Source organism: Paraburkholderia phymatum (genome assembly GCF_040965635.1).
GTDB lineage: Bacteria > Pseudomonadota > Gammaproteobacteria > Burkholderiales > Burkholderiaceae > Paraburkholderia > Paraburkholderia phymatum_B.
Window position 1 is genome coordinate 1 of sequence record NZ_JBFRCH010000012.1, and the last position, 21,192, is coordinate 21,192.

Sequence of the window (21,192 nt, forward strand, 5' to 3'; positions counted from 1 at the left end):
GGCAATACCACGACGGTTCCGTATTCGAACGGTCAGGTGTCGCTGACGCTGACGGAAGTGCCGCAGTACATCGTGTCGAACAACGCAACCGTTGCGAAGAACAATTCGACGGTTCCTGTTGGCTACACGGGTCAATAATCTGACGTGACATAGACGATGAAGCTGCCGTTGAAGTCTGGCGGCGGCTTCCTTCTATAGGGGTCTGCGCCAAAGCGGAGATTCTGCGCCGAGGGCACTGTGAATTTGCGGGACTTTGTCGGTGACAATTCATAAGGCACTGTGGCTCAGAGTACATGCGTCAGCGTTTGGCTGACGTCGCTAAAGTCGCGTCATGCGGCGAACCGTGCGCGAGGTATCTGCAATAGAGTGCGCAGCAGATGCCGCTTCAATGCGCGCTTGACGTTGAGTAGCTCCGGGATGTTTGGTTTCGCAGCCCGGTAGCTGCGCAATCGATCCGTGACAATCTCGCGCGCCACCCGGTTCGAGCGCAACACACGTTTGATGAATCGTTTGGCCGCAGCCTTGTGGCGCTGCGTCTCCAGCAGGATATCGAGTTCTACGCCGTATTCGTCGGCTGCGCGCCACATCCGGTACGCTCGCTTCACCATGCAGGGTGAGGAACATTTCGTCGAGGTACCTCGCGCTCCGGACTTGCGACGTGCCGCTTTTCGCCCGACGTACAATGCCCGCGCAAAACTTCTCGCGCCAGCGGCGAATAGTTTCGTAGCTGACCGTCACTCCCCGCTCAAACAGCAACTCTTCGATGCCGCGCAGGCCGATCTGGAACCGGAAGCACTAACGCACCGCATGACTGATGACCATCGCGGGGAATCGGTGGCCCTGATAAAGCGATTTCATTTTCATCATCACGTCTTTCAGGACATGCGGATATTCCTGGAAGAGCGCGCCTTCTTCCGGCGCATTCACGTCGGCTTCCAGCGACATCATTCCTTCCTTGCGTGCTTTTTGAAGCAGTTCATCGATCAGCGCGATCAGTTCGAAATAGATTTCCTTCGAATAACCGCCTTCCTCGAAGCAGGCAACCAAAGCCTTGATGGTTTTCATCAGCGCCGAAATCGGATTGCTGACAACGAAGGCACCGATTGCCGCGCCGAAAATGCACAGCAACTCAAACGATTGAATCAGCGCGGGCAAATGGCCGTCCGCCCACGAAACTCCCAATGACAGAGTCGATGATCAGCCGACACGCATGTAGATTGGAAGTTTCTACTGCTGATTTTGCATACCAACCGCAATATGAGTGCAGCGAGGCTTGACCGCGTGCAGAGGGGATATGGCCGGCGGTGTTCAGCGCCGTCGCGCAGCCGACACCGAATGAGCGGATGCATCAGCTCTTTGGCAACGGCGGCTACTGCCGGGCCGTCACCGGGTGCATGGGGATTAACACTGTGCACGGTGCGAGCCATTTGCCTGTCAGATGCAGCGCAAAGTATGGCCTTCATTTTCCGCCGGTACGACGTATGCTAGATGTGTGGCCGAGCGGCCGATAAGGGGGCGACGATGAAAGCGTGTCTTGCTTGCCAAATGCTGGTCGGGAACCCGTCAGAAGTCCCTCCTCACGAAGATCTCCTACGGGTCGGAAGTGGCGTTTTTGGTACGCCTCAAAAGCCAATCGCGCGGTATATCCAGTACCGCTGCAGATCTTGCGGCTCCTGGCTAAATCAGAACACCAACGAAGGCTCGCCCGCCGGTCTGTGGTCAGGGGGCGGACTGCATCCGGCGGCGGCGCAAGTTCGCGAATCCGAGACTCGCGCCCTTGATGCGAGGAGGGCGGCAGCTGCAGCAGTTGCCGCAGTACTCGGGCGGCCGCGTTAGGGGATCGTTCGATTCGTGAGAATTGTGACGGCGTGCACGAAAACAGTCGAAAGCTCAGGCGGCACCCTCGATAAGGTGACTGTTTTTGAGGACGGGATTGAGGTGCGTGACGACACGCTTCCGCCGGTGATTTCGTATTCTTGGGGATGCTCGCCAGCCCAAGAAAATGGGGTTTCGAGCGTTTTGAATCGGTTGATGGTGTGCGCGGATACCACGAGCGTGCCTTCGCGGAGTTGTCCCCGAAATGAGATGTCGGGGCAGATTTTGGGCAATTCGAGCCCAATCGCCCCGCGCGCTGCGTTGAAGTAGACCGAGTCGAAAGCCGCTCTTGCTGATGGGAAGCAATACAGCCATTGCAGTCGTGCCATGTTCGACTTCGAGATGGGCTCATGCTGTCGAATGATGCGCGGGATGAGGGTCACGGCCATGCCGGTAGGTCGCCGTACTGGTGCGAGATGCAAGTCGATGCCCGATCGACGAGAGAGGTACTCGAATGTCGTAGCGTTCGGCGCGAAGAGTGCCTTGCAGAATGCAATCGCTGGCACCACTAGCCGGAGACCTTGGTGATTGACGACGTAGACCTCGTAGCTATTGTCGACTGCTTTGTGCCCAAGGCTCCTGGCATCAAGATAGTCTGCCGCATCGACGAGTCTCCAATCACCGGGATTCGTCACCGCTGTGAACTTGCTCCGAGACGCGACAGGCATCTTCAACTGCCAGGTTGGCTTCACGTCAATCCATTTTGCTATGGCCATCGCCCTCGGTAACCTTCCCTTCAAGTATCCGTTTATCCGATGTCCCACGCTCCAGGTTGTATGGAGCGTATAACGAGTGTTTACCTAAAATGCCGTTGTGGAGCCATTTTAGATTTTAGGTCCTGGGCTCACGTGGTCCCAGGAAGACCCGCAGAAGGATGTGCCGCAGCGGTAGCAGTACCGGAGGGCGGGCGCCTCGTGCCATTTTGACTGGCCACGCATCGCAGCCCAGCGACGACAAGGTCAAGCCAATTCTTTCGAGGAACTCGACGCCGTAGAACTCTCCGAATGCGATGACCATCGGGTCGAGACTCCAATGGCGCTGCTCGCACTCGCGCGCACTCACATCAGCGGGTGTACGGTACTCGAGACTGACATGGCATTCCACGCTGCAATCTGTTCTGCGTCCGGGAGTCCATTGATAGTTGAGAATGCGCGTCTCCATTGGATTCATCTGCGGCGTGTTATGGGGGCCACGCGCCAGGTTGTTGGCCGGCGCAGGGCCGTCTGGGACGAACATGCAGCAATCGCAGAAGCTATAGCGGATGGCAACGAGGCGCTTGCCGCGGAACCTGGTATGCGACACACCGAGGACGCGCGAGAAAACCTGGTTCAGCACATGACAGCATCAGCCGCCGCTGAAGGTAGTGCTCAAGGTTCGCCACCTGACACATAGCCGATACATCAAAACGACAGCGCGCTCGCGAGTTGACTGGTCTCCTGGTGCTCTCGTATTGCCGGCGCTTCACGGTATCGCTTTATCGGCGCGATATCACCTGTGAGTTGATGCGAAATAGCCCATGAAAAAGCCCGCTTGAAAAGCGGGCCTGTGTGAATCAGCATATAGCGCTTTTTCCTTCAGCTTCTTGAGCGCACGTAACTTCAGACTTACAGTCGCCGGCTTGGCATCAAACCAGCGCTCTTCAGCCGTGCACCGGTCCTTGCCAAAACGCTCCTTCGCCGGAACTTGCTGGACGTCATCCTTGAACAGGCCCAGCAGCGTGAGCTCGCCAACTGTATTCTTGCGAACGGCACCAGGTAGGCCGCGTGATTTTCGTAGTACGGGCCGCCACCGTTTGACGTCACTGACCGTACGGCACCGGAAGGCCGTTTTTGATGACATACACGGTAGTTGGCGCGCCCTTCAGGTCGCCATTCTCATCGAAGGTGTAAGTGCCGGCGACGCCCTTATAGTCGGTCTTCGCCAGTTGAGCCGTGAGCTTCGCCTTGTCGGTCGTGGTTCCAGCTTTGACCATCGCATCGGCCAGCAGCTTTACGCCGTCATAGTAGCTGACCCCATACACTTGCGTGTCCGTGTTGTACGCGGCTTTGTACTTCTTCAGGAACTCGCGGCCGGCTGGCGTCTTGTCGAGCGAAATACCGCCTTGTGCGCAGTACACGATGGACGCTGCGTCGCCCGCCACCTTGCCCATATCGGCTGAGCAGATGCCGTCACCACCGAGTAGCTTGGCCCGCAGTCCACGTGCGCGCATCTGCTTGGCCATTGGAGCGCCCTGCGCAGCGTATCCGCCGAAGAAGATGACATCCGGATTCTTGGACTTGATGCCGGTGAGAATGCCCAGAAAGTCAGTCGCCGACGAGCTCGTGAATTGCTGGTCGACGATTTGGATTCCGTTTGCCTTTGCCTCTTTCACGAACTGCTCGGCCACACCTTGCCCATATGCCGTACGGTCGTCGATAACCGCGGCCGTCTTGGCCTTCAACGTTTTGGCAGCAAACTGACCCATCGTCCCGCCTAGCTGCTCGTCACTCGCACCGATACGGAAGATGTTCTTGAAGCCTTGCTTCGTCAGCGCCGGGTTCGAGGCAACGGGCAGCATTGGTACGCCGCCAGTGTTATATACGCGCGATGCCGGAATGGCCACTCCCGAGTTATACGGGCCCAAGACAGCAATCACGCCACTATCAACGAGTTTCTGCGCGACCTGAACGCCAACCTTCGGGTCTGCCTGGTCATCCTCGGAGTCCAGTTTGAAAGTTACCTTCTGGCCAGCAACCGTGACACCGCTCTTGTTCAGTTCATCGATGGCCAGGCGAGCGCCGTTTTCATTGTCTTTGCCGTTCGGCGCCTGCGGGCCCGTGAGTGGGGCGGAGTGACCGATTGTGACGACCGTTTGTGCATCGGCGGTTGCGATGAAGCCGACGGCTGCAAGGACGGCCATTGTTGTATTCAGACGGCGCATATATTCTCCGAGGATTGGACCGGTGAGTGACCAGACTAACCGCGCTTTGCCTCTGGAGCAACCTATCGAAACTAGTCAAATCCCGATTGACTGATGATTTTTGAGTGAATGTGGAACCGGGATAAAAGAAGGCTTCGTCCATCTGATGGCAAATTGCGTTGCGCCTTGCGAAGCGTTTCGATGAGCGGCGTTGCGTCCTTGGGAACAGCGGGCGGATATACATGCCAGCAGCCGTCGGCGTGTCGGCAAATTCTTCGACGACCACGCTGCGTGTGGTGAGGAAGGAACGTGATTTTACATGCGCTACAAGAGCGTGATGCAGCATTGGCCCGAGAGCATCGGTATGGATGCAGAGTTCACGACGCTTGTTGCCACGTAAAGTAATCAATATGTGAACAGACGGACTTTGAGCCGTCCGCCGACGGGACTAAATCCGGTCCGACAATGCGTAGCCTGATTTTCTTGGGAGGTGCGAGGACCTATCGGCCGTTCGGGACAAGTGTCGCAACCTCTGCGCGAGACGCGGTAACATCACATAGAGACTTATCAACACGCTTACAACCATGTTCAGGTTTAGTGCAAGAGTTGCGTGTCCGGATGCACGCAGCAAATGCGCTGGCAGAACTCGCGCGAGAGCGAACAACTCCATTACATGGAGCGACAAGCATGGGTAATGTTGATGACAGTAGTATCAAAGCACTTGTGTTTGACGTCTTCGGGACGGTAGTCGACTGGAGGAGTGGCGTCGCCCGGGAGGTAACCCCGTTCATAGCGTCACAGAAACTGACGGTCAACCCGTTCGAATTCGCCGATGCCTGGCGGCGAGAATATGTGCCGGCGATGGCGGAAGTCCGTGCCGGCAACCGCGGATTTGTGCGACTTGATGTTTTACACCGGGAGAACCTCGACAAGGTGCTAACGGAATTGGGCATAGATCCTCAATCCATACCGGCGGCGTCGCTCGACGAGCTCAACCTCGCCTGGCACAAGCTTGACCCATGGCCGGATGCGGTACCGGGGCTTACTCGCTTGAAGGACCGGTTCATCATCGCGCCCTTGTCGAACGGGAACATACGTCTAATGCTGGATATAGCCAAGCGCGCCGGCATTCCTTGGGACGCTATCCTTGGCGCCGAGGTTGTTCGCATGTACAAGCCCGCGCCTTCTGTTTACCTCGATACGGCGGAACTGCTTGCGATTGAACCAGCGGAACTGTGTATGGTGGCTGCCCATAACGATGACCTAAAGGCCGCAAAGGCGTGTGGACTCAAGACGGCGTTTGTTTCGCGTCCTCGTGAGCACGGTGAACGGCAAACGAGCGACAGGTTCGCAGAAGGCCAATGGGATTTTGTCGCGAGTTCGTTCATTGAGCTCGCGGACATGATGCTGGAAGTTGGTCAGGGCTAGCGGCAATAGGTTTGCTCCACCACCAGCACGTTACCCCGCAGCGCTGTCGCCGTTGAACCGAAGAATGAAGGGGAGGAAGGGACATCGTGTCGTCGCTGCCGGAATCCGCCCGGTTTCGTTATTGCGGCTCAAGAGCGTCGAGGCGAGCTTGTGCTGTTTCGTCCGGGTGCATGCAGTGATAGGCATCGAATAGCTCCGAGCACAGCTGCGCGAGCGTCGCGAGATTCACAGCCTGATCCGGGTGCTCGACCTCTCCTGCGTTGAGTATGTCGTCAAGGACGGGAGAGAGACGACGCAGTCGCCGGAAGGTCTCAACATCTAATTTCATATCACCTCCTGTGGCCAAACGATAGGGCGCCCTTGAACTGAGCAAATCTACGGCTCGGCTTTTGCCCGATGTGCTGCCCATCCTGACTGAGACGTTCGAGCTGCCATAAGTTTTTTCATGTGCCGCATAATGCGCTCTCGCTGACGAAAGTCCGCACCCGGCTTACGCGGCTCCAACCTTTTTGCGTCGAGCGGGCGCCGACTTGTAACCGGCTTTTGCGATGCTGCCATCAAGAAACGGACACCGGACATCAGTTGTGCGATGTCGATATGTATCGTGAGAGGGAGAAACTTCGGAAACCAACTCGCGAAACCAACACGCTATCACCTCTGCGAAGCGGCGCAGAAGCGCAGTTCGTCGACGACAATGCTTGAGACATCAGACCCTCTCGACTGTTCCCGTTCCTGATGCGCCGCACAATGAATTTAAGCAATTGCATGCACGGCGCCAGATTGTCCTGACGGACATCTACTGCCAGATAGCCGAGCAGATCGGCCATGTCGCGGCGATGTCGCTTGCCGTGACGACCCCGTCATTTGGCATCTGCGTACCTGACGTCGTCTGGATGCCGCCGGACAAGTGGGATGGGTTTGACCGAGAAGCTCCTGTCCCGTTTGTGCCAGACCTGTGTGTCGAGGTGCTCCTTGACCGCAAGATGCCGCAAGACATTGGCCCAAGAGTCAAGGGCTTACCTGGAGGGCGGCACCCGTGAGGTCATTGTCGTGAGCCAGCGCGAAGAACGGCAATTCTGGGGAGCGATGGACCGCTGCAAGCCTCAGCATTCGGGATAGCGCGCTCTCGCTCGAGCGAATGTACTTCGAAGAGTTAGCGCCGTCTTTCACCGCTAATTCTTGGCGGGAAATCTAACTCCGGTTCGTCTGCCTTCTAACAGGACTCACATCTGCGCGTGCGGGCTAATTGATCTCTCACGCCGCAATGAGTGCTGTCGTCGGCTCTTGCCTGTCGCCGGCGGGCGGAAACACGTGCCAGGTGCCATCACCGTGCCGGAAGAAAAACACGCGCACACCGGCAGATGATGACGCCTCGACGCACACATAACGTGTCCGGCCCCAGCGTGTACGACCGAATTCGGTAACGTGAACAAGGGCAGTGGGGGCCGGCGCAAGCCATTTTTCCACCTGATAGCGAAGCGACTTCGTGCTCGAATTCTTCATGTCCTACTCTGGTAGGTCAGGGCCCGACGCGTTTGATATCGTGTTGTCCCGATTCAATTTTCCAGGTTAGGACAACGTAGTGAATAAACCCTGGATGGCGTCGCGCGCTGAGAGTAAGAGGAATCCGCTCAAATTATGAGCGGGACCTGCCTGGAATTTTTGAATTCTATGGCCGACATTCACCAGCCTATTTTTTGGTCAACGAATCCGGCTTGCTCAGCGGACCTCGGTTGTAGCCTCAAGCGCGGCCGTGACGTTGCCTTCAGCAATCTGCGCCGCCTGTTTCGTCGACTTCCGGGCAGTTTCAAATGTCGCGCTGGCCGTTTCGATAGCGGACTTCCATGCGGACAAGGCGGCCTCGCTTCCGGCTGGAGCGTTCTTCGCGAGGTTTTCAAGAAGCGCTTGCCAGTCGTGCTGGTAGCGTTTGAACTGCTCGTCGAGAGTCTCTGTTAAATCGGCCAGCGCGCTGGACTCGATTTCATACACGTCCCGCCAGTATGACTGCGCTTTTTCTACTGCAGGTTGCGCCTGACCGGCCTGAAGTTCAAACAATTCCCGCAGGTCTTTGGTCGATAAGGTCCTGGTTGCGATTTCCTGACTTCTGGCGATGGTTGATTGGAATATCCGCAGATTCAGACTAGCGAGTTTTTCGATGCTCGCCAAAGCCTTGTTCAGTGCATCAAACATAGCTTCAAGACTTGCTTTCTGCGCAGCGACGGATTGCTTCAGGTCGGGGGTGCTCATCACAAACTCCGTAAGGGTGCGAACATTTCCAGCGCGCCGTTCAGCGGAACGCTAATCGCGGGTAGGAATCGTTGTTGCAATGCAGCGAATTGATTCTAGTGACGGGCGCGAAATTGTCAACCGCTCTGTTGCACTTTGAGCGATAACAGAAGATGCCGACTAGCGGGGTCGCCTTGCAGACATTGAGTGGCGCGGCAGTCATCTGGGGAAATCCCTGATGCAGACAGTAGTCCATGTGGGGCCTAATGGCCTTTTATGCGGGCGTGTGCAAATGCAGCATGAATTCCCGATGCCTACCGCTGGCCACGGCCGGTCTACCGCATTCGGTCGGCTTGCATCGAACTGTTTAGCGAAGGCTTCGCGCAGGACGGTTATGCTCGGGCTGGTGAACTTATTGGTACGGATTTGACGATACCGCGACGCTGCGGGGTGATGCTGCCGACTCGGATACCTCGTACAGGTCATCGTGGCGGACGACAGCCTTCCAGACAGCACTATGTCGCCAGGATTTTTCAAGGTCACGCGCGAGCGCGAGAAAGCGAGACTGGAACGGCTGCGAGCGGGGAAAGCAGTACTCAATGCCTATGGAAGCCCACCTCCCGACATCAAGGAGCAGGTCAAAACGCTCAAGGCTATGCGAGAGCGCATCAGCTTTATCAGCGCCGAAGATGCGTTTCAGTGGTTCGAGGCAAACACTGGCGGCTCACCGATTTCACTGGAGAGCTAACGCAAGTTTACGGTGAGGGGCGTAGCCCGAGAAAAGCTAGCGAGTCAAGCGCTCCCCCGGTTCGGCCACGCCGAAAGACCTTCTGAATGACCGCCCATCCGCCAGAGTGCGACCTCACCGCTCAATACCTGTAACTGTCAAGGCATCGCGGGATTCACGTTCCAAGTGTGCGCTTTGATACGCAACGTAGAGCCTGCCATCTGTGAGATGAGCAGGAAGTTTCCGGTAACGTCCGTGGTCTGCTCGTTCGGTACGTTGATATTTCCCGTCCAGGTTCCGGATTCCCACGCTACATTTCCATCAGATTGGCAAAGCCCTTGCTGGATGTCCAGATGGTTCCAGATTTTCGTTGCCACTTCGGCCCATTCTTCGATTCGCTTTCGGCCGGTCACAGCTTCCTGACCCGCCGGGATGAGAATGGCGTCTTCGGCAAACAGAAGTGACCCAACTGGGCGAGTCGTGACAGTTGACCGTCTCGACGAACCTACTGATTAACGCCGCAAACGCCTGCGAGATGTCCATGACCTTACCTCCGCGTGATGAGACGCAGTTCGTGCGAGCGGATGATATGACGACGGCTTCGAACGACTTGACGCGCCCCGTCCATCTCCTGACGGAGCGGGACGCGAGCGAACACTATCGCCCAACGTCTGCGCTTCGTTATCGACAGGGAAAAAGCGCATGCCAGTAGACGGGCGAGTGGCGCGCCACGGCGCTACTGACGGTTAGCGAACGTTTGTGTCGAAAACGCCATAAGCCGCAATTTCATGTTTGATTCAGTGCATCGCCCCGGACAGCCAACAAGCTCGTCATGAGGTGAGGGTTGCGTAAAGCCTATGGCAACGATTGATTGATTGAAATCCGGCTTGCCATACGCACAATTGAAGGGCATTTGGGGACGCAGGCTGTTTCCCCGCAGCGTGCGTGCGGCGGCAGTTCGTATCGTGCGCCGAAGCGCATCTGCAATTCCGCCAATAGTTCTACACTAAAGTCACGGCCGCCACCCTGACCAGCCGGGCCGGGTCGCGAGTCGTCGATGTCGGTTTTTCCGGTTGTCAGGCTGGTCAGTTCAATGACGGCAAACGGATGAAACCGGCACCGGCGAGAACATAGCATCAGGGCAAATCAGAATGTTGGAAGCAGCGTTGGAGAATGTGCACGAGGTGCTGATGGGCTTTGCAGTCCACCACGACTCGCTCTTTTCGCTCTTGCTGGTCGCTCCTGCCGCTTTCGCCTATTTTTTCGCATACTTAATCGTCCGCTACCGTGTGCGGCCTGCCCGTGCCTTCATGCGCGGGCGCGCGGCTGTGTCTACTGGACTTTTCGTGGTATTCGTTACAGCCAGTGACCAGTATGAACTGCCGCGTGTACTGCGCGCACTCTCGTTCGACGCGATGTGCGCCGCCATTCCGCTCATAATGCTGGTCCTTGGTGCGTGCTGGGGTGTATTCGCGGCAAGCTTAATGGCTTGGTGGCGGACGCGCCCGGCTGCTCCCTGAACCTCAGCGCACTTGACGTCGCGTGGGCGTGTGTCGCGGCTGCCGATATGAGGCTGAGACCTGATGCCCGCCGGCCATCCACTGGGTCCACGTGTGCATCGTGATGCGTTCAGCGCGACAGAATTCGCGTCGAGCGTCCACTCGTCCGAAATGTTTCGGATGAGAAGAAGACGTTTGGGTCACGTCCATGTTACGCGTTTCACTTGCACGTAGTCCGATTGGAGTGCATAGGGCGTCCGCTTGGTGGAACCGAGCTCTTGCGTGTACAGAAGACCGTGTTCCTCGCTGCCTGAGAGCCGCGCTGTCCGGTTAAAAATAGCCCCCATCCATTCTGGTGGCTTTGATGTCTCAAGGAAGTCATCGGTTGAAGAAGAGGTAAAGACATCTCTAGCGAATCGATGTTATTTCGCGCCTGCCGCGAAATTTAGATGGGCGAATCTCCGCATCGGCATTCGTATTGCAGCGGGTGAAAGTCGTCGATGAACTCGCAGAGTTGCCTTGACCTCTGGTTGTCGGCTTGGCTGAGAGTCAACCGGGAAGCGTGACAGTGCTAACCGGAACACCGATGATTCTTGATGGCCCGCCAGTGCCCACCTTCGATAGGTAATGCATTGACTATGCGACGCAAATCCCTGGCACAGCAACTTTCTGGAACAGATGCGGACTGGCCGCGGCCGAGGACGGATAGGCTGAAACTTTCGCCCTGAATTGAGGATTCGTGAACGCAGCACGGAAATGAGCGGTGGATTCCCAGATGGCGTAATTGAGATACGTCGGACTCTTGCCAACCGCGCGATGGAGTTGGGTGGAAATGAAGCCCGGCTGGCGTTTCATGAATTCTGCATCGTCTTGCCAGGCTTTCAGGAACGTCTGCTCGTCGGCCTGTTCCAGCGTAAAGACGTTCACGAGGACGACGGCGGAGGCATCGATTGCGACCTGACGTTCTATCGGAAAGGCAGGGTCGAGGGGGCGGATGAGCATGGCGATCTCCTTCAGCAGATAGTCGGTATAACCATTCCATATTGACATCATGATGTCAATATGGAATGGTTATACCATACTCGAGATATGGTGATAGATGCGCAAAATCAAGCGAACGCCTGCCGGAACGGCCTTGACCGATATGATTCTGGACCTGTTTCGCCTCAACAATCGACTACTCTCGGCTGGAGACAGACTGGTCGTGGAAGTGGGTTTGACGAGTGCCCGCTGGCAGATTCTTGGCACTATCGCCGCGGCTGAGCGGCCGCAGCCGGTTGCGTGGCTCGCGCGCGATATCGGAGCGCACCGCCAGAACGTTCAGCGCATCGTCAACGAATTGGAGGCGGAAGGCCTCGTTTCTTTTGGGCACAATCCGCACCACCGACGGGCACCCCTTGTCGTATTGACGGACAAAGGGGTGCAGACGTTCGAGGATGCGATGCGCCTGCAGGTGCCATGGGTCAACAACCTTGCGGAGGACCTTCAGATAAAGGACATCGAGACGACACATAAAGTCATCACGGGTGTGCTTCGAAAACTGGAAGGCGACGGTTCATAGCTACCGCTCCTCAAAACGCGTTCAGAGCTAGCGCGCTTATGGCCTACGCCACGACGCATCCCAGCCTCGTAGCGGCCGTATCAATGCAATACGCGCACGTCGAACCGACCGCGAGAGGAGCCATTCAGGCGCCTTTTGTAAATTTTCAACGGCTTTGTTGCCGACGCGGCTTCCAAGGCTTTCCGTCGAGTTCCTGTGGATGGAGTGGCGGTCCGCGCGCGTCCGCCGAGCAGGAGACAGCCACGCCGCAAGTCGGTCGTCAAGAAGACTGCCTGCGGCCCCACAATGTCATCATGGCAATCGAACCGGCACGCCACCGCAGGGGGCCTCCAGACTCGACAGATTTCGCCGAACGTCTACTGGTTACGCTGCTTTCGACCCTTGATTCTCGCTCGCGCTGACCTATTGTGGAAAGGTGCCATAACGGCAAGAGAAATAAGGAGTACATCATGCCATCGCCCAGAGAGGCCTCGCCTGCTTACGGGGCTGAAACCGAAATGTCGAGCAAGAAGAAGGTAGCCTCGCCGGCGAAGGCCGCCGGAAAGGCACAGGGCGCGAAAAGCCCATGACCAGGCAGCGACCGAAAAACAAGTCGAAAGCATGAATTGGAAACGCCCCGAAAACGGGGCGTTTCCATTCGGTGGTGCAGCCCATCGATTCGACGCACAAACAACGACTTTACTTACTGCTAGTACCAGCAAGGGCCCACGAAGAACGTGGCGGCGACTGGGCTCAACAGAACCAACGGTCGCCGCCTGGTTACTTGCTGGTCGTGCGATTTCTCGCATCACCGACGCAATGCGTCCATCAGGCGAGGGAGTGTCGGGCGCATCTGACCTGGCCGATTGGTCTGTTTGGTGTAGCGGCGTTAGCCGGTACTCGCTCTTGTTGAGGTGGTCATCTATGGAGCTAATCTTCGTTTCCCGGGCCAGCGCGATTCAAAGACTTCTCGAGAGAAGGCGGGACCTCTTGTCCGACGTCGAATCCAACTCGTCCCCTGCATACTCTATTGCAGATGTCGAGCAGCTTCTGCTTGACGTTAGAGCTGGACGACTGAACGTGTGTCTGTTCACCGATGGCATGGGCAGATATCTCGCATTTTCATTCTTTAGATGCGGCGCCCGAGCAGAGTCGCCGATTCGCTCTCGCGAGGGAGAGCAACCGAGGATACCGCTCGGAGGCGATGCATCGCATTGCTGTTACGCGGCCAAACGCTCCAAAGTCATCTCCGGGAACGTCGGAGCGGGGGGGAACACCCTCCAGCAGCCGTCGCTGTGGCGAAAGAAGAAGAGTGCGAATTGGTCACTGTCGTGCGTAGTCTCAACGCACACATAGCGACTTCCGCCCGAGACCGTACGGCCAAACGCGGTGATTCTTGCGGTCTTGCGAGGGTTGAAACCAAGCCATTTTTCCACTACGAGACGTAAGGATTGCTCTTCGGTATTGGTCATCTCATCCTCTCAGTCCTGTGAAAGGGCGCACCCACGTGCACGGTGCCCGTTACGGCTATTCATGCAACGTGCATGCCAGTTGTGCGCGTCGCTCAATCCTTGCGCGAGGAACGAACAGGTTCGGCGATTTCGCCGCTTGTATCGCAGAAAAGTCAGTGCTCGATTTGCCGATTGGCCAACCTGCTTGCCGCACAACCTGCTTGCCGCTGTAAAGGCCCGAGGCGGGCGCGATTGCAGGCCATCCATTGCGTGGGCGACGGTCAGTTCGAGGTCGGTGGAAGCAGTTTCAGTACGGCCGCCCTGATATGCGGCGTGTCGCTAGGGCGCTCACCGCCCGGCTCATGCCTGAGGGGGTGGTGTTTCCCGTGGCACAAATACACAATCGCCAGCTTTTCACACGAACACAAGACCGTCCCCAGTAACCCGTCGCAGACGATCTTCGTCTGAATCCCGACCTGTTCGCCATAGTGGCAGCGACTCACTTCGTTCCATGCAACCATTATCCTTGCCGCAGTGGGGCGTTCCAGTACATGGACTTCAGGCGGCTTGAAACCGTTCTGCAGCGTGCATTGTGCCGCGGCAGTTCGTCGAGCCGCAGTGGCAGGTCTCGAATTTCTCCGCGTGTAAATAAAATACGCGTTCGTCGGAGATGTACGCCTTGCAGTTCGGTTCACAACTATGATTCATCCAGCGGACGTTGCTGCCTCCGCGTGCTCCGTCAATAACCGTCCCGTCACCTGTATCAAACAGGAACGTGTGTCTTGCTGTAACTGGAGGAACCTTGCACGACATCTTACCAAGCTACGCGTGCGCCTTGTACTCCGAAATCAGCTCTGCTCGACCGATATTCTGATTCGCAAGGACACCCTGTCCATGCACGGACGAAGGGCATCCCACTCAGAGGGCGGTGCTGCCTCGACCGACGCCTCCTCCGGACTCTCGTCCTCGGCTTCAGCGGGCGCCTGTTCTTCCGAGGCGTCGCCTTGTCTCTCGGGAAGCCCGGCACCGAACCAACTTACCTTCTTCCGCATGTAGGCGACATATGCGCTCCAACCGTCACGGTTGCCGCCAAAAAGGTCATGCTGTACGGTCGACGCAAGCGCATTAACCCCACGGCTCGAGTACTCCCGGAACCGGCACCACGAATTCTTCAGTAATCTCAGGCTCGATATCCGCGAGGCAAGTGAACTGGCGCTTTGGGAAAGCGAATAGTTGTGGCGAGTCGAATTTGAGTGCCACACCGCCGGGGCTGTCATCACGCTGCGCGTCACTCGCGCATCAGGATGTGACAGCCTGGGCATTCCGTCCCTCTCGTTGGATGTTCCGAAGTGAAGAGAACAAAATCTACACCCATTCTAGTTCGGCAATTTTGACCGGACTATCCGGCATGGGCATGTTGACAACGCAGTATTGGTTATGCTTGGCGAATAGCGCGTCGGCGTGCCTTTTCGCCGGCATTGTGAAACGCCATGTGCCTTCCCATGCGAAGCCACTCTCGATATCGCAGCGGCCGACGCCGCCTCCACTTTCAGTCCGCGGGACGGCCCATGCGCAGACCGCCAGGAGAAATTGTCTGGAGCTCGGGTCGTCCGCATCGGCTCGCTGCTCAACGCATTACTCGAGCTATTCGTCGGTCCTTTGCGGCTTGCGAAGCAACACGGGTATCGCCGTCGCGACCCATACGAGAGACATTGTCTTCCATGATGGCAAGCTGTTGTCCTTATCAGCCAGGCGCGCGGTCTGTGGACAAACTCGCGCGCGCTGTCCCAAGGCCGCTCATGGTGTTAGAACAACTGCAGACGGGGAACTGATCACTGAACATCGGACAAGTGCCGCGGGGTTCGAAAAGTCGACGCAGTCTTGGAATTTGCCCTGCGGTCGTGATTCGTAGGTCGGACGCGTGGGCAACCAGAGTGGCTGCATGAAGCCGGGATGGCGTGCGCCCTTGTACCATTTACGCTATTCGGCAAAAAATATTCGGGCTGCGCCTTCTTATCTTGTGCGCTGTTGGATTTCAGTAAAGGGAATACGAAATGCTCAATGCCTTTGGCGAAGGCAGCCTGGGAACAGTGCCGTGTTTATCATCTTGCTGGTCGACGACGATACAAAAATCCTCCTCGCGCTCCGGACGGTGCTTGAAGCAGAAGGCTATCGCGTTCTTAAGTGTACCCGACGGGAAAGTGGCCGTTGCCACGGCGATGCAGCAGCGACCGGACCTCATTGTGACGGACTGGATAATGCCGCGCGTCGATGGAGTCGCATTCTGCCGATGGCTGAAGTCACGTCCCGCGACCGATAGCATTCCAGTCGTAATGTTGTCGGCTGCGTTGCTTCCCCTTCCGGCAGAGCCCCCATGGAACGTCTTTCTTAGCAAACCAGTATCCATTGAGCGCCTACTGGGAGTGATTGTGAGCCTTCTGGACGAGCGGATACGGCTCTTCGGTCCGTTTACGCCCGCCAGGAACGAGCCGCCGGTGACGGACGCTCGCGCGCCGCAGCGCACGCACCCGAACAGCAGGACCAACGCCTTGCTGGCGCAATACCTGGGCGAAGTCCTCACGCGAAGCCGCTTTGATAGGCAACCGTCAAAATCGCATTCACCGTTTTCACGCAAGTCTGACGCCGGGTATTGCGCATTTTCGGGGCATGAGCACAGACGTCGTCTATCATCCGCTGTACCTTTTGACTCAGGGTATCGAGCCGCGACTCGTGAAGCCACGCCTCGTCACACTGTCCAACGCTTCTCTTGACGGCCCGAAGGGCCAGGCTTCCAAAAAGAGTTCCATCCAATAGATGGCTTTGATTTCTGAACAGACTCTTCGAACAATGAAGAAGTTAAAGACATCTGTAGCGAATGACCTTATATGCAAATCGGGCCGACCGATTTTAGACTGATTAGGCAGTGCACCCCGTGGATATCAAAACCGCTCGCCGGTCCACGCGGGGTCTGCCGAGTCCGCGTCATCTTCGGGCGGCGAAGGTGGCGAAGTGACCCCGGCGCGGCGTGGCTCCCGCCTACGAAGCGCTCTACCTGCTGACCCGCGGCGTGAGTGAGTCGGCGGCGCATGCGGGTTTGCAAACGGCACCGGACCGATGTTGTCCTAAAAATGGCGAACGGTTGGCGGCTGGGTAACTGGAGCAGGGCACATGAGCATTGTCCGGAAGATGCGCACGACCGGTGTCGCGTTCCTTATCTCGGCGCTCTGTGCAGCCTGCGCGAACCCGCATCCACCAGCGGGCGCCAAGCTTTACGCCCGGCAGTATCCCGGCACGGCGCAGGACCATGGCGTCACCGATAAGGTCGAGTTCTTTGGGGTGGGCTTCACTGCCAACCATACTGTCGTGCTCCGTGTCGCCGACCTGCCGGGCCACACGCAGGACATTGGCATCCCGGGCACGCCGCCGGCGGACCGGTACGGCTTCCTTGACTTCTACTACGAGCCACCCTGTCTCTATCGCCGCGGCGACCTGCCGACGGTCGGACGGCCCATCCGCGTGCTCGCGACCGACGTGGCCGGCTGGGCCGTCTCTTCCGATTCACTGACCGTGCAGAGCTTCGCGTGTGATGCGCCGCCGCCGAACGCTGCCCAAAACGTCGCGCCTGCGAAGTAAATCGCCCATCCTTTGATGACGCGAGCTCGCAGCTACAGTACTCGGGCCCGTATCGCATGCCTCATGCTGTTCAAGCATCGCGCGCGTGGGCAGCTCTTCCGGGTCTCCGATGACCTGGATAGCCAGTGACCCAATCCGGTTGCCTCGTGCGACCGCTTCAGTGGCGGAGCGGCCCTCTAAAAGCGCACTCATGACGCCGACGGCGAAACCGTCACCGGCACCCACGGTATCGACGACTTTCGCAACGGGATAAGCTCGCACAACCTTCGCCTCGTCGCTTCTCTGGAAGTACGCACCGCGTTCTCCCAGTTTGATAATCACGAGCTTCGCGCCGCGATTGAGATAGAAGCTGGCGATGTCTTCCGGCGTTTCTTTTCCGGTGAGAATCGTGCCTTCGCCGAGCCCGGGCATAACGATGTCCGCATGCGATGCCAGTTCGTTGAGCGTCTCGACCATCTCGGAACGGCTTGGCCACAAGGCAGGACACAGGTTCGGGTCGAACGAAATCGTCTTTCCCGCCGCTCGCATCTCGCGCGCAGCGTGAAAGGACAACTCCCGTGTTTCGCCTGCGAGCGCCGAATTGATTCCCGTCAGATGCAGGTGTCGCGCACTCGTCACATAGGACGGCACAAGGTCCGCGACCGAAAGCGCGCTCGCAGCCGATCCTCACCTGAAATACTCCGTCTTTGGGTCGGTTCCGTCGTCGCTCTTCGTCTTGAGCATCATGCCGGTGGGCCGCAATGCATCCACTTCGACGCACGTGGCGTCGATACCTTCAGTTGCCAGCGTGTCCAGCGCAAATTGACCGAAAGAGTCCTGCCCTACACGGCTGACCCAGCCGACCTTATGACCCAGGCGGGACAGACCGATCGCGACGTTGAGTTCCGCGCCAGCGGCGCGCTTGACGAACCGGCTCACGCTCGCCAGCGGACCACTTTCGGATGCGGTGTATGGACCGGAGACATGGCTTCGCCGAAGATCACCACATCGAGCTGAGAGGGCATTTCGGTCTCTTGCATTTGCAGATAGTGTTTGTATCGACAGCAGCGGATGGCTTTCGCAATTTCGACAATCTGTCGCTGGGCGACGCTCAACTCAGCCACCTTCGCGCGCGGGTTCAGGCGGCTTTGCTTGCAATGGGCGTGCTCGCCGCACTCGTGAAGGGCGCGGCAACGGGCCAGAGCGGCCTCGTTGAAGGAAACCTGCTCAACGCTGGTATCGACCTTCAGATGGAGGGCGCTACCAGCTTCCTGACGGGCCGCTTCGATGATGACCGCCTCCCCCGTCGTCCGAGGCTCGCCACTTGCCAAGGGCAAACCAGCGCTCGCGGCACCCGCGCCGCTTTCGTGGGCGTCCAATTTCTCCGACATTCGACTCTCCGCGTGAATCAGTGAGAATGTGCGGAGCGGGACCTGCAGCCGGCAGCTCCGCCACTGACGTGGCGGTACCTTTGGAATTCGCACGGTCTGGAAGACCGTGCGCTGCTTGAGGAGGCGTTATCTGTGTTGCTGGCGGAGCGCTCTCGTGCGTTCCGAATTGCTCATGACGTCGCGATTGCACAGCGTCGAAGGCCGCCGACCGTGGATGAGTTCGAGCTAATCGACATTCTCCGGTTGCAGAGGTCTATTGCAGGTGGCGGCTGCGATTGAAAGTTTGCGGACCCGGCTGGTTGGCATTCAGGAAATGCCAGAGCGCGGAGTAGCTCTATCAGGCGTGGTTGTCGACCCAGGCACGAACTCACAAGAGGCCTGCATCCTGCGCTTCCTGTTCACTATCGAATGTACCCATGACACCCGACGCTTCGACAAACTTGTTGTGACGCGTGATGGTCCCGCCGGCGGCATAGCGCTCGGGTTGCAGGAGGTCTTCCTGCTGCGCAATGGCATGACACCAGACGACATACCCTAGATATGTTTGGCGCTCCATTAACGCTTCACCTCGAAAGGGCCGCCACCACCGACGCGAAGAATATTGCCCTGAGGCGTGAGCTGTCTGGGTATGTCGTCAAACGTCGGCCGACGCTGTACGTCAGCATGCGAGACGCTTTATTCCCATCAAGGAACAACATTGATGCGTGGCTAAACCCCAACCCAAAGGACCTTGCGGCGCTGTATGCGATTCTGGATGACAGGGACCGGCCGTATTATGAGCATCGGCTAGCAGCCTGCGTCGGAGGTGCTGTCGCGCAAATCGAAGTGAAGCGCAAAGCAACTACCGCCTACCTCGCAGGGTGAATCGGGCCAGGACGGCAGCAAGATGGCTCTCCCGCTCCGTATGAAACCGCTGTCGTTGTGCCAGAGGACTGCGGGCAAGCGCTACCGTTCCGCAAACACGACAACCAGCGTCAGTGTTCCGACGAGACCGGCGCCTGCGCAGACGAGTAGCACAGCTCCTGCAGCACAGTCTTTGGCTGCACCGATTGCAGGATGATGCTCGGGATGTAAGTGGTCGGCCAGTCTCTCGAAGGCCGTGTTGAACAGTTCGGCCGCGAGAACCAGCATGGCCATCATCAGGCATAGTGCCGAAAACACAAGTGGTGGCCGTAACCAGGCCAATACCACAGGTAATGCGGCCGTGAGCCCTGCCTGGATGCGAAAGCTGCGCTGCGTTCGCCAGGTGGTGGCAACACCGGCCAGCGCATCGCCGACGCTTTGCAAGAAGCTCCTTTTCGCCATGATTCACTCCGGTTCTCTCATCGGCAGGACACTGTGTGGTCCTGCGCGGCCGGCACGTGGAGCGTGATTCAGTCCGAGCGCCGAAAACGTCTCCCTAGCCAAGACGTTCATGCTGACGCGGGCATTCGCGCGGTGTGACGGATGTTCTCGGTCGAATCGCGATTCGCTTTGACGACAATCGGCTATCGGGGTTTTCCGCCCGTCGTCGTATGCTGAGGCAACATCGTATGGCGACTCGTCCGGCCTCTTACTACACGCAATTCAAGAGCATTGCGTCCTGAGCGTGCGGTGACTGACGGCTCACGCGAAGCCGGCCGGCAGCAGCAGTTCGCTCACATTTTCAGACAATCCGTGACGACAGCGGCCGTCATCCCATCGCACGGGAAGCAACGCCATGCGGCTACCGTTTACCTCGTAGGGTGAATGAAGCCAGGAGTGACTGTACGTCGACCTGCTGTCCCTGAAGGAGAAGCAGTCGCGCGTGAAGCACTGTATTTTCGAGGACGAGTTTTGCGGTGCTCAGCAGGTACGTCGCATGTATGTCGGAGACGGACATGTCTGCCTCAATCAGATGATGGCGCTCGACGAGCGAACTCATGACGATGCGCCTGAGCTCCTGCTCTCCGAATGGCAGGTCCGCGTAATCAATAGGCTCCTCGGCTTCGACTTCTTGCAGCATGTCCACAAGCGTTTCGGTGCTCACTTCCATGTATCAGCTCCCTATGTCATTAAGGACCAGCGTAGCCAAACTGTTCGCACTGTGCTTCCTGCCTAACGTCCGTGATGGCGGGCGGGCTTGACGGTTGCCAACGGGCTACCCGCGAATGGGTCGTTTTGCCAATCGACTTTCTGAAGGGGGTTTTTCGCGCCGTTTGCCTCGCCATTTACGGCAAAGTGTTCGAGGGACTGGCCCGCGGTCATAGCCTTTTTCAGCCAATGCGGAACCTCTCCCTTGCCGTCCCATGTCTCGCCTGTGGCGCTTCTATAGCGAGCTTCTTTTTGTCGCAACTGGTCTTCTACAATTGCTGATGCGAGATCATTGGGCTCAATGCCGAACTCCTTCATTCGGCTGCGGAGATAAGCCACCATGCATTCCCGTTTCCGTTCATCCATAGTATTTGCCCTGAGCTACGTCTTGGGGCTGTATTTGAGTGGACAAATATAAGCGCGCAAGCTTTGTGCCTACAGGGTATCATTTTCGCTATGCACTGCGTACTGACAAAGCGGGCGCAGTCCTCA

General features: G+C 57.7%; 20 protein-coding genes and 5 pseudogenes. 9 read left to right on the forward strand and 16 right to left on the reverse strand.

Features of this window, described 5'->3' with window-relative positions:
• Nucleotides 1-368: 368 nt before the first annotated feature.
• The 3 genes and pseudogenes from AB4Y32_RS20760 to AB4Y32_RS20770 form a co-directional block, all read right to left on the reverse strand.
• Nucleotides 369-867 (reverse strand): annotated as a pseudogene (locus AB4Y32_RS20760) (DDE-type integrase/transposase/recombinase); the annotation flags it as partial.
• 3 nt (nt 868-870) lie between these two features.
• Nucleotides 871-1,201, reverse strand: a pseudogene (locus tag AB4Y32_RS20765) (motility-associated protein); the annotation flags it as partial.
• Between the two features lie 631 nt (nt 1,202-1,832).
• Nucleotides 1,833-2,591 (reverse strand): hypothetical protein, encoded by a 759-nt coding sequence (locus AB4Y32_RS20770; protein ID WP_368723150.1) that lies wholly within the window; start codon nt 2,589-2,591, stop codon nt 1,833-1,835.
• 316 nt (nt 2,592-2,907) lie between these two features.
• Between AB4Y32_RS20770 and AB4Y32_RS20775 the strand changes: the two genes are divergently transcribed.
• Nucleotides 2,908-3,267, forward strand: a complete 360-nt coding sequence (locus tag AB4Y32_RS20775; protein ID WP_368723151.1) for an FCD domain-containing protein — start codon at nt 2,908-2,910, stop codon at nt 3,265-3,267.
• Between the two features lie 171 nt (nt 3,268-3,438).
• On the opposite strand, the pseudogene AB4Y32_RS20780 reads toward AB4Y32_RS20775, so the two are convergent.
• Nucleotides 3,439-3,627: pseudogene (locus AB4Y32_RS20780) on the reverse strand (HU family DNA-binding protein); the annotation flags it as partial.
• Between the two features lie 46 nt (nt 3,628-3,673).
• Nucleotides 3,674-4,795 (reverse strand): branched-chain amino acid ABC transporter substrate-binding protein, encoded by a 1,122-nt coding sequence (locus AB4Y32_RS20785; RefSeq protein ID WP_368723152.1) that lies wholly within the window; start codon nt 4,793-4,795, stop codon nt 3,674-3,676.
• Nucleotides 4,796-5,461: 666 nt separating this feature from the next.
• Between AB4Y32_RS20785 and AB4Y32_RS20790 the strand changes: the two genes are divergently transcribed.
• The gene (locus AB4Y32_RS20790) at nt 5,462-6,202 is read left to right on the forward strand and encodes a haloacid dehalogenase type II (RefSeq protein ID WP_368723153.1); all 741 of its coding nucleotides are present in this window, start codon (nt 5,462-5,464) and stop codon (nt 6,200-6,202) included.
• Between the two features lie 118 nt (nt 6,203-6,320).
• On the opposite strand, the gene AB4Y32_RS20795 is transcribed toward AB4Y32_RS20790, so the two are convergent.
• A complete protein-coding gene (locus tag AB4Y32_RS20795; RefSeq protein ID WP_368723154.1) occupies nt 6,321-6,530 on the reverse strand; it encodes a hypothetical protein in 210 nt (69 codons plus the stop codon).
• A gap of 370 nt (nt 6,531-6,900) precedes the next feature.
• On the opposite strand from AB4Y32_RS20795, the gene AB4Y32_RS20800 reads away from it, so the two are divergent.
• Nucleotides 6,901-7,242, forward strand: a complete 342-nt coding sequence (locus AB4Y32_RS20800) for a hypothetical protein (protein WP_368723155.1) — start codon at nt 6,901-6,903, stop codon at nt 7,240-7,242.
• Between the two features lie 214 nt (nt 7,243-7,456).
• On the opposite strand, the gene AB4Y32_RS20805 is transcribed toward AB4Y32_RS20800, so the two are convergent.
• Nucleotides 7,457-7,705: a hypothetical protein gene (locus AB4Y32_RS20805; RefSeq protein WP_368723156.1), complete on the reverse strand. Its 249-nt coding sequence runs from the start codon at nt 7,703-7,705 to the stop codon at nt 7,457-7,459.
• Nucleotides 7,706-7,921: 216 nt separating this feature from the next.
• Nucleotides 7,922-8,449 (reverse strand): phasin family protein, encoded by a 528-nt coding sequence (locus tag AB4Y32_RS20810; RefSeq protein WP_368723157.1) that lies wholly within the window; start codon nt 8,447-8,449, stop codon nt 7,922-7,924.
• 466 nt (nt 8,450-8,915) lie between these two features.
• Between AB4Y32_RS20810 and AB4Y32_RS20815 the strand changes: the two genes are divergently transcribed.
• Nucleotides 8,916-9,176 carry a hypothetical protein gene (locus AB4Y32_RS20815; RefSeq protein WP_368723158.1) on the forward strand — a complete coding sequence of 87 codons (261 nt, stop codon included), beginning with the start codon at nt 8,916-8,918 and terminating at the stop codon, nt 9,174-9,176.
• A 137-nt stretch (nt 9,177-9,313) separates the two neighbouring features.
• Here the strand turns inward: AB4Y32_RS20815 and AB4Y32_RS20820 are convergent, their stop codons facing one another.
• Nucleotides 9,314-9,532: a hypothetical protein gene (locus tag AB4Y32_RS20820; RefSeq protein ID WP_368723159.1), complete on the reverse strand. Its 219-nt coding sequence runs from the start codon at nt 9,530-9,532 to the stop codon at nt 9,314-9,316.
• 774 nt (nt 9,533-10,306) lie between these two features.
• Between AB4Y32_RS20820 and AB4Y32_RS20825 the strand changes: the two genes are divergently transcribed.
• The gene (locus AB4Y32_RS20825; protein WP_368723160.1) at nt 10,307-10,675 is read left to right on the forward strand and encodes a hypothetical protein; all 369 of its coding nucleotides are present in this window, start codon (nt 10,307-10,309) and stop codon (nt 10,673-10,675) included.
• Nucleotides 10,676-11,290: 615 nt separating this feature from the next.
• On the opposite strand, the gene AB4Y32_RS20830 is transcribed toward AB4Y32_RS20825, so the two are convergent.
• The gene (locus AB4Y32_RS20830) at nt 11,291-11,656 is read right to left on the reverse strand and encodes an antibiotic biosynthesis monooxygenase (RefSeq protein ID WP_368723161.1); all 366 of its coding nucleotides are present in this window, start codon (nt 11,654-11,656) and stop codon (nt 11,291-11,293) included.
• A gap of 97 nt (nt 11,657-11,753) precedes the next feature.
• Here AB4Y32_RS20830 and AB4Y32_RS20835 point away from each other — a divergent pair, with 97 nt between their 5' ends.
• Entirely contained in the window at nt 11,754-12,215 is a 462-nt protein-coding gene (locus AB4Y32_RS20835) for a MarR family winged helix-turn-helix transcriptional regulator (RefSeq protein WP_368723162.1), read from the forward strand.
• Between the two features lie 1,988 nt (nt 12,216-14,203).
• Here AB4Y32_RS20835 and AB4Y32_RS20840 read toward each other — a convergent pair.
• Nucleotides 14,204-14,458 (reverse strand): SET domain-containing protein-lysine N-methyltransferase, encoded by a 255-nt coding sequence (locus tag AB4Y32_RS20840; protein ID WP_368723163.1) that lies wholly within the window; start codon nt 14,456-14,458, stop codon nt 14,204-14,206.
• Nucleotides 14,459-15,699: 1,241 nt separating this feature from the next.
• Between AB4Y32_RS20840 and AB4Y32_RS20845 the strand changes: the two genes are divergently transcribed.
• A complete protein-coding gene (locus AB4Y32_RS20845) occupies nt 15,700-16,416 on the forward strand; it encodes a response regulator transcription factor (RefSeq protein ID WP_368723164.1) in 717 nt (238 codons plus the stop codon).
• Nucleotides 16,417-16,813: 397 nt separating this feature from the next.
• On the forward strand, nt 16,814-17,278 hold the full coding sequence (locus AB4Y32_RS20850; RefSeq protein WP_368723165.1) for a hypothetical protein: 465 nt from the start codon (nt 16,814-16,816) through the stop codon (nt 17,276-17,278).
• A 60-nt stretch (nt 17,279-17,338) separates the two neighbouring features.
• On the opposite strand, the pseudogene AB4Y32_RS20855 reads toward AB4Y32_RS20850, so the two are convergent.
• Nucleotides 17,339-18,282 (reverse strand): annotated as a pseudogene (locus AB4Y32_RS20855) (sugar kinase); the annotation flags it as partial.
• Between the two features lie 733 nt (nt 18,283-19,015).
• Nucleotides 19,016-19,204 (reverse strand): hypothetical protein, encoded by a 189-nt coding sequence (locus tag AB4Y32_RS20860; RefSeq protein WP_368723166.1) that lies wholly within the window; start codon nt 19,202-19,204, stop codon nt 19,016-19,018.
• 112 nt (nt 19,205-19,316) lie between these two features.
• On the opposite strand from AB4Y32_RS20860, the pseudogene AB4Y32_RS40705 reads away from it, so the two are divergent.
• Nucleotides 19,317-19,443: pseudogene (locus AB4Y32_RS40705) on the forward strand (SOS response-associated peptidase family protein); the annotation flags it as partial.
• A 150-nt stretch (nt 19,444-19,593) separates the two neighbouring features.
• Here AB4Y32_RS40705 and AB4Y32_RS20865 read toward each other — a convergent pair.
• The 3 genes from AB4Y32_RS20865 to AB4Y32_RS20875 all read right to left on the reverse strand — a co-directional run bounded on the left by AB4Y32_RS20865 (nt 19,594) and on the right by AB4Y32_RS20875 (nt 21,066).
• A complete protein-coding gene (locus AB4Y32_RS20865; RefSeq protein ID WP_368723167.1) occupies nt 19,594-19,953 on the reverse strand; it encodes a diacylglycerol kinase in 360 nt (119 codons plus the stop codon).
• A 400-nt stretch (nt 19,954-20,353) separates the two neighbouring features.
• Nucleotides 20,354-20,662: a hypothetical protein gene (locus tag AB4Y32_RS20870; protein ID WP_368723168.1), complete on the reverse strand. Its 309-nt coding sequence runs from the start codon at nt 20,660-20,662 to the stop codon at nt 20,354-20,356.
• 62 nt (nt 20,663-20,724) lie between these two features.
• Complete coding sequence (locus tag AB4Y32_RS20875; RefSeq protein WP_368723169.1) at nt 20,725-21,066, reverse strand: H-NS histone family protein; 342 nt, start codon at nt 21,064-21,066, stop codon at nt 20,725-20,727.
• Nucleotides 21,067-21,192: the final 126 nt, after the last annotated feature.

Coding starts and splice junctions, on each gene's coding strand:
- AB4Y32_RS20870 (WP_368723168.1), bottom strand. CDS start 20,662: ATGGAAGTGAGCACCGAAACGCTTGTGGACATGCTGCAAGAAGTCGAA.
- AB4Y32_RS20825 (WP_368723160.1), top strand. CDS start 10,307: ATGTTGGAAGCAGCGTTGGAGAATGTGCACGAGGTGCTGATGGGCTTT.
- AB4Y32_RS20795 (WP_368723154.1), bottom strand. CDS start 6,530: ATGAAATTAGATGTTGAGACCTTCCGGCGACTGCGTCGTCTCTCTCCC.
- AB4Y32_RS20810 (WP_368723157.1), bottom strand. CDS start 8,449: ATGAGCACCCCCGACCTGAAGCAATCCGTCGCTGCGCAGAAAGCAAGT.
- AB4Y32_RS20865 (WP_368723167.1), bottom strand. CDS start 19,953: ATGGCGAAAAGGAGCTTCTTGCAAAGCGTCGGCGATGCGCTGGCCGGT.
- AB4Y32_RS20775 (WP_368723151.1), top strand. CDS start 2,908: ATGGCGCTGCTCGCACTCGCGCGCACTCACATCAGCGGGTGTACGGTA.
- AB4Y32_RS20830 (WP_368723161.1), bottom strand. CDS start 11,656: ATGCTCATCCGCCCCCTCGACCCTGCCTTTCCGATAGAACGTCAGGTC.
- AB4Y32_RS20835 (WP_368723162.1), top strand. CDS start 11,754: ATGCGCAAAATCAAGCGAACGCCTGCCGGAACGGCCTTGACCGATATG.
- AB4Y32_RS20845 (WP_368723164.1), top strand. CDS start 15,700: ATGCTCAATGCCTTTGGCGAAGGCAGCCTGGGAACAGTGCCGTGTTTA.
- AB4Y32_RS20850 (WP_368723165.1), top strand. CDS start 16,814: ATGAGCATTGTCCGGAAGATGCGCACGACCGGTGTCGCGTTCCTTATC.
- AB4Y32_RS20790 (WP_368723153.1), top strand. CDS start 5,462: ATGGGTAATGTTGATGACAGTAGTATCAAAGCACTTGTGTTTGACGTC.
- AB4Y32_RS20840 (WP_368723163.1), bottom strand. CDS start 14,458: ATGTCGTGCAAGGTTCCTCCAGTTACAGCAAGACACACGTTCCTGTTT.
- AB4Y32_RS20805 (WP_368723156.1), bottom strand. CDS start 7,705: ATGAAGAATTCGAGCACGAAGTCGCTTCGCTATCAGGTGGAAAAATGG.
- AB4Y32_RS20875 (WP_368723169.1), bottom strand. CDS start 21,066: ATGGATGAACGGAAACGGGAATGCATGGTGGCTTATCTCCGCAGCCGA.
- AB4Y32_RS20860 (WP_368723166.1), bottom strand. CDS start 19,204: ATGGAGCGCCAAACATATCTAGGGTATGTCGTCTGGTGTCATGCCATT.
- AB4Y32_RS20785 (WP_368723152.1), bottom strand. CDS start 4,795: ATGCGCCGTCTGAATACAACAATGGCCGTCCTTGCAGCCGTCGGCTTC.
- AB4Y32_RS20770 (WP_368723150.1), bottom strand. CDS start 2,591: ATGGCCATAGCAAAATGGATTGACGTGAAGCCAACCTGGCAGTTGAAG.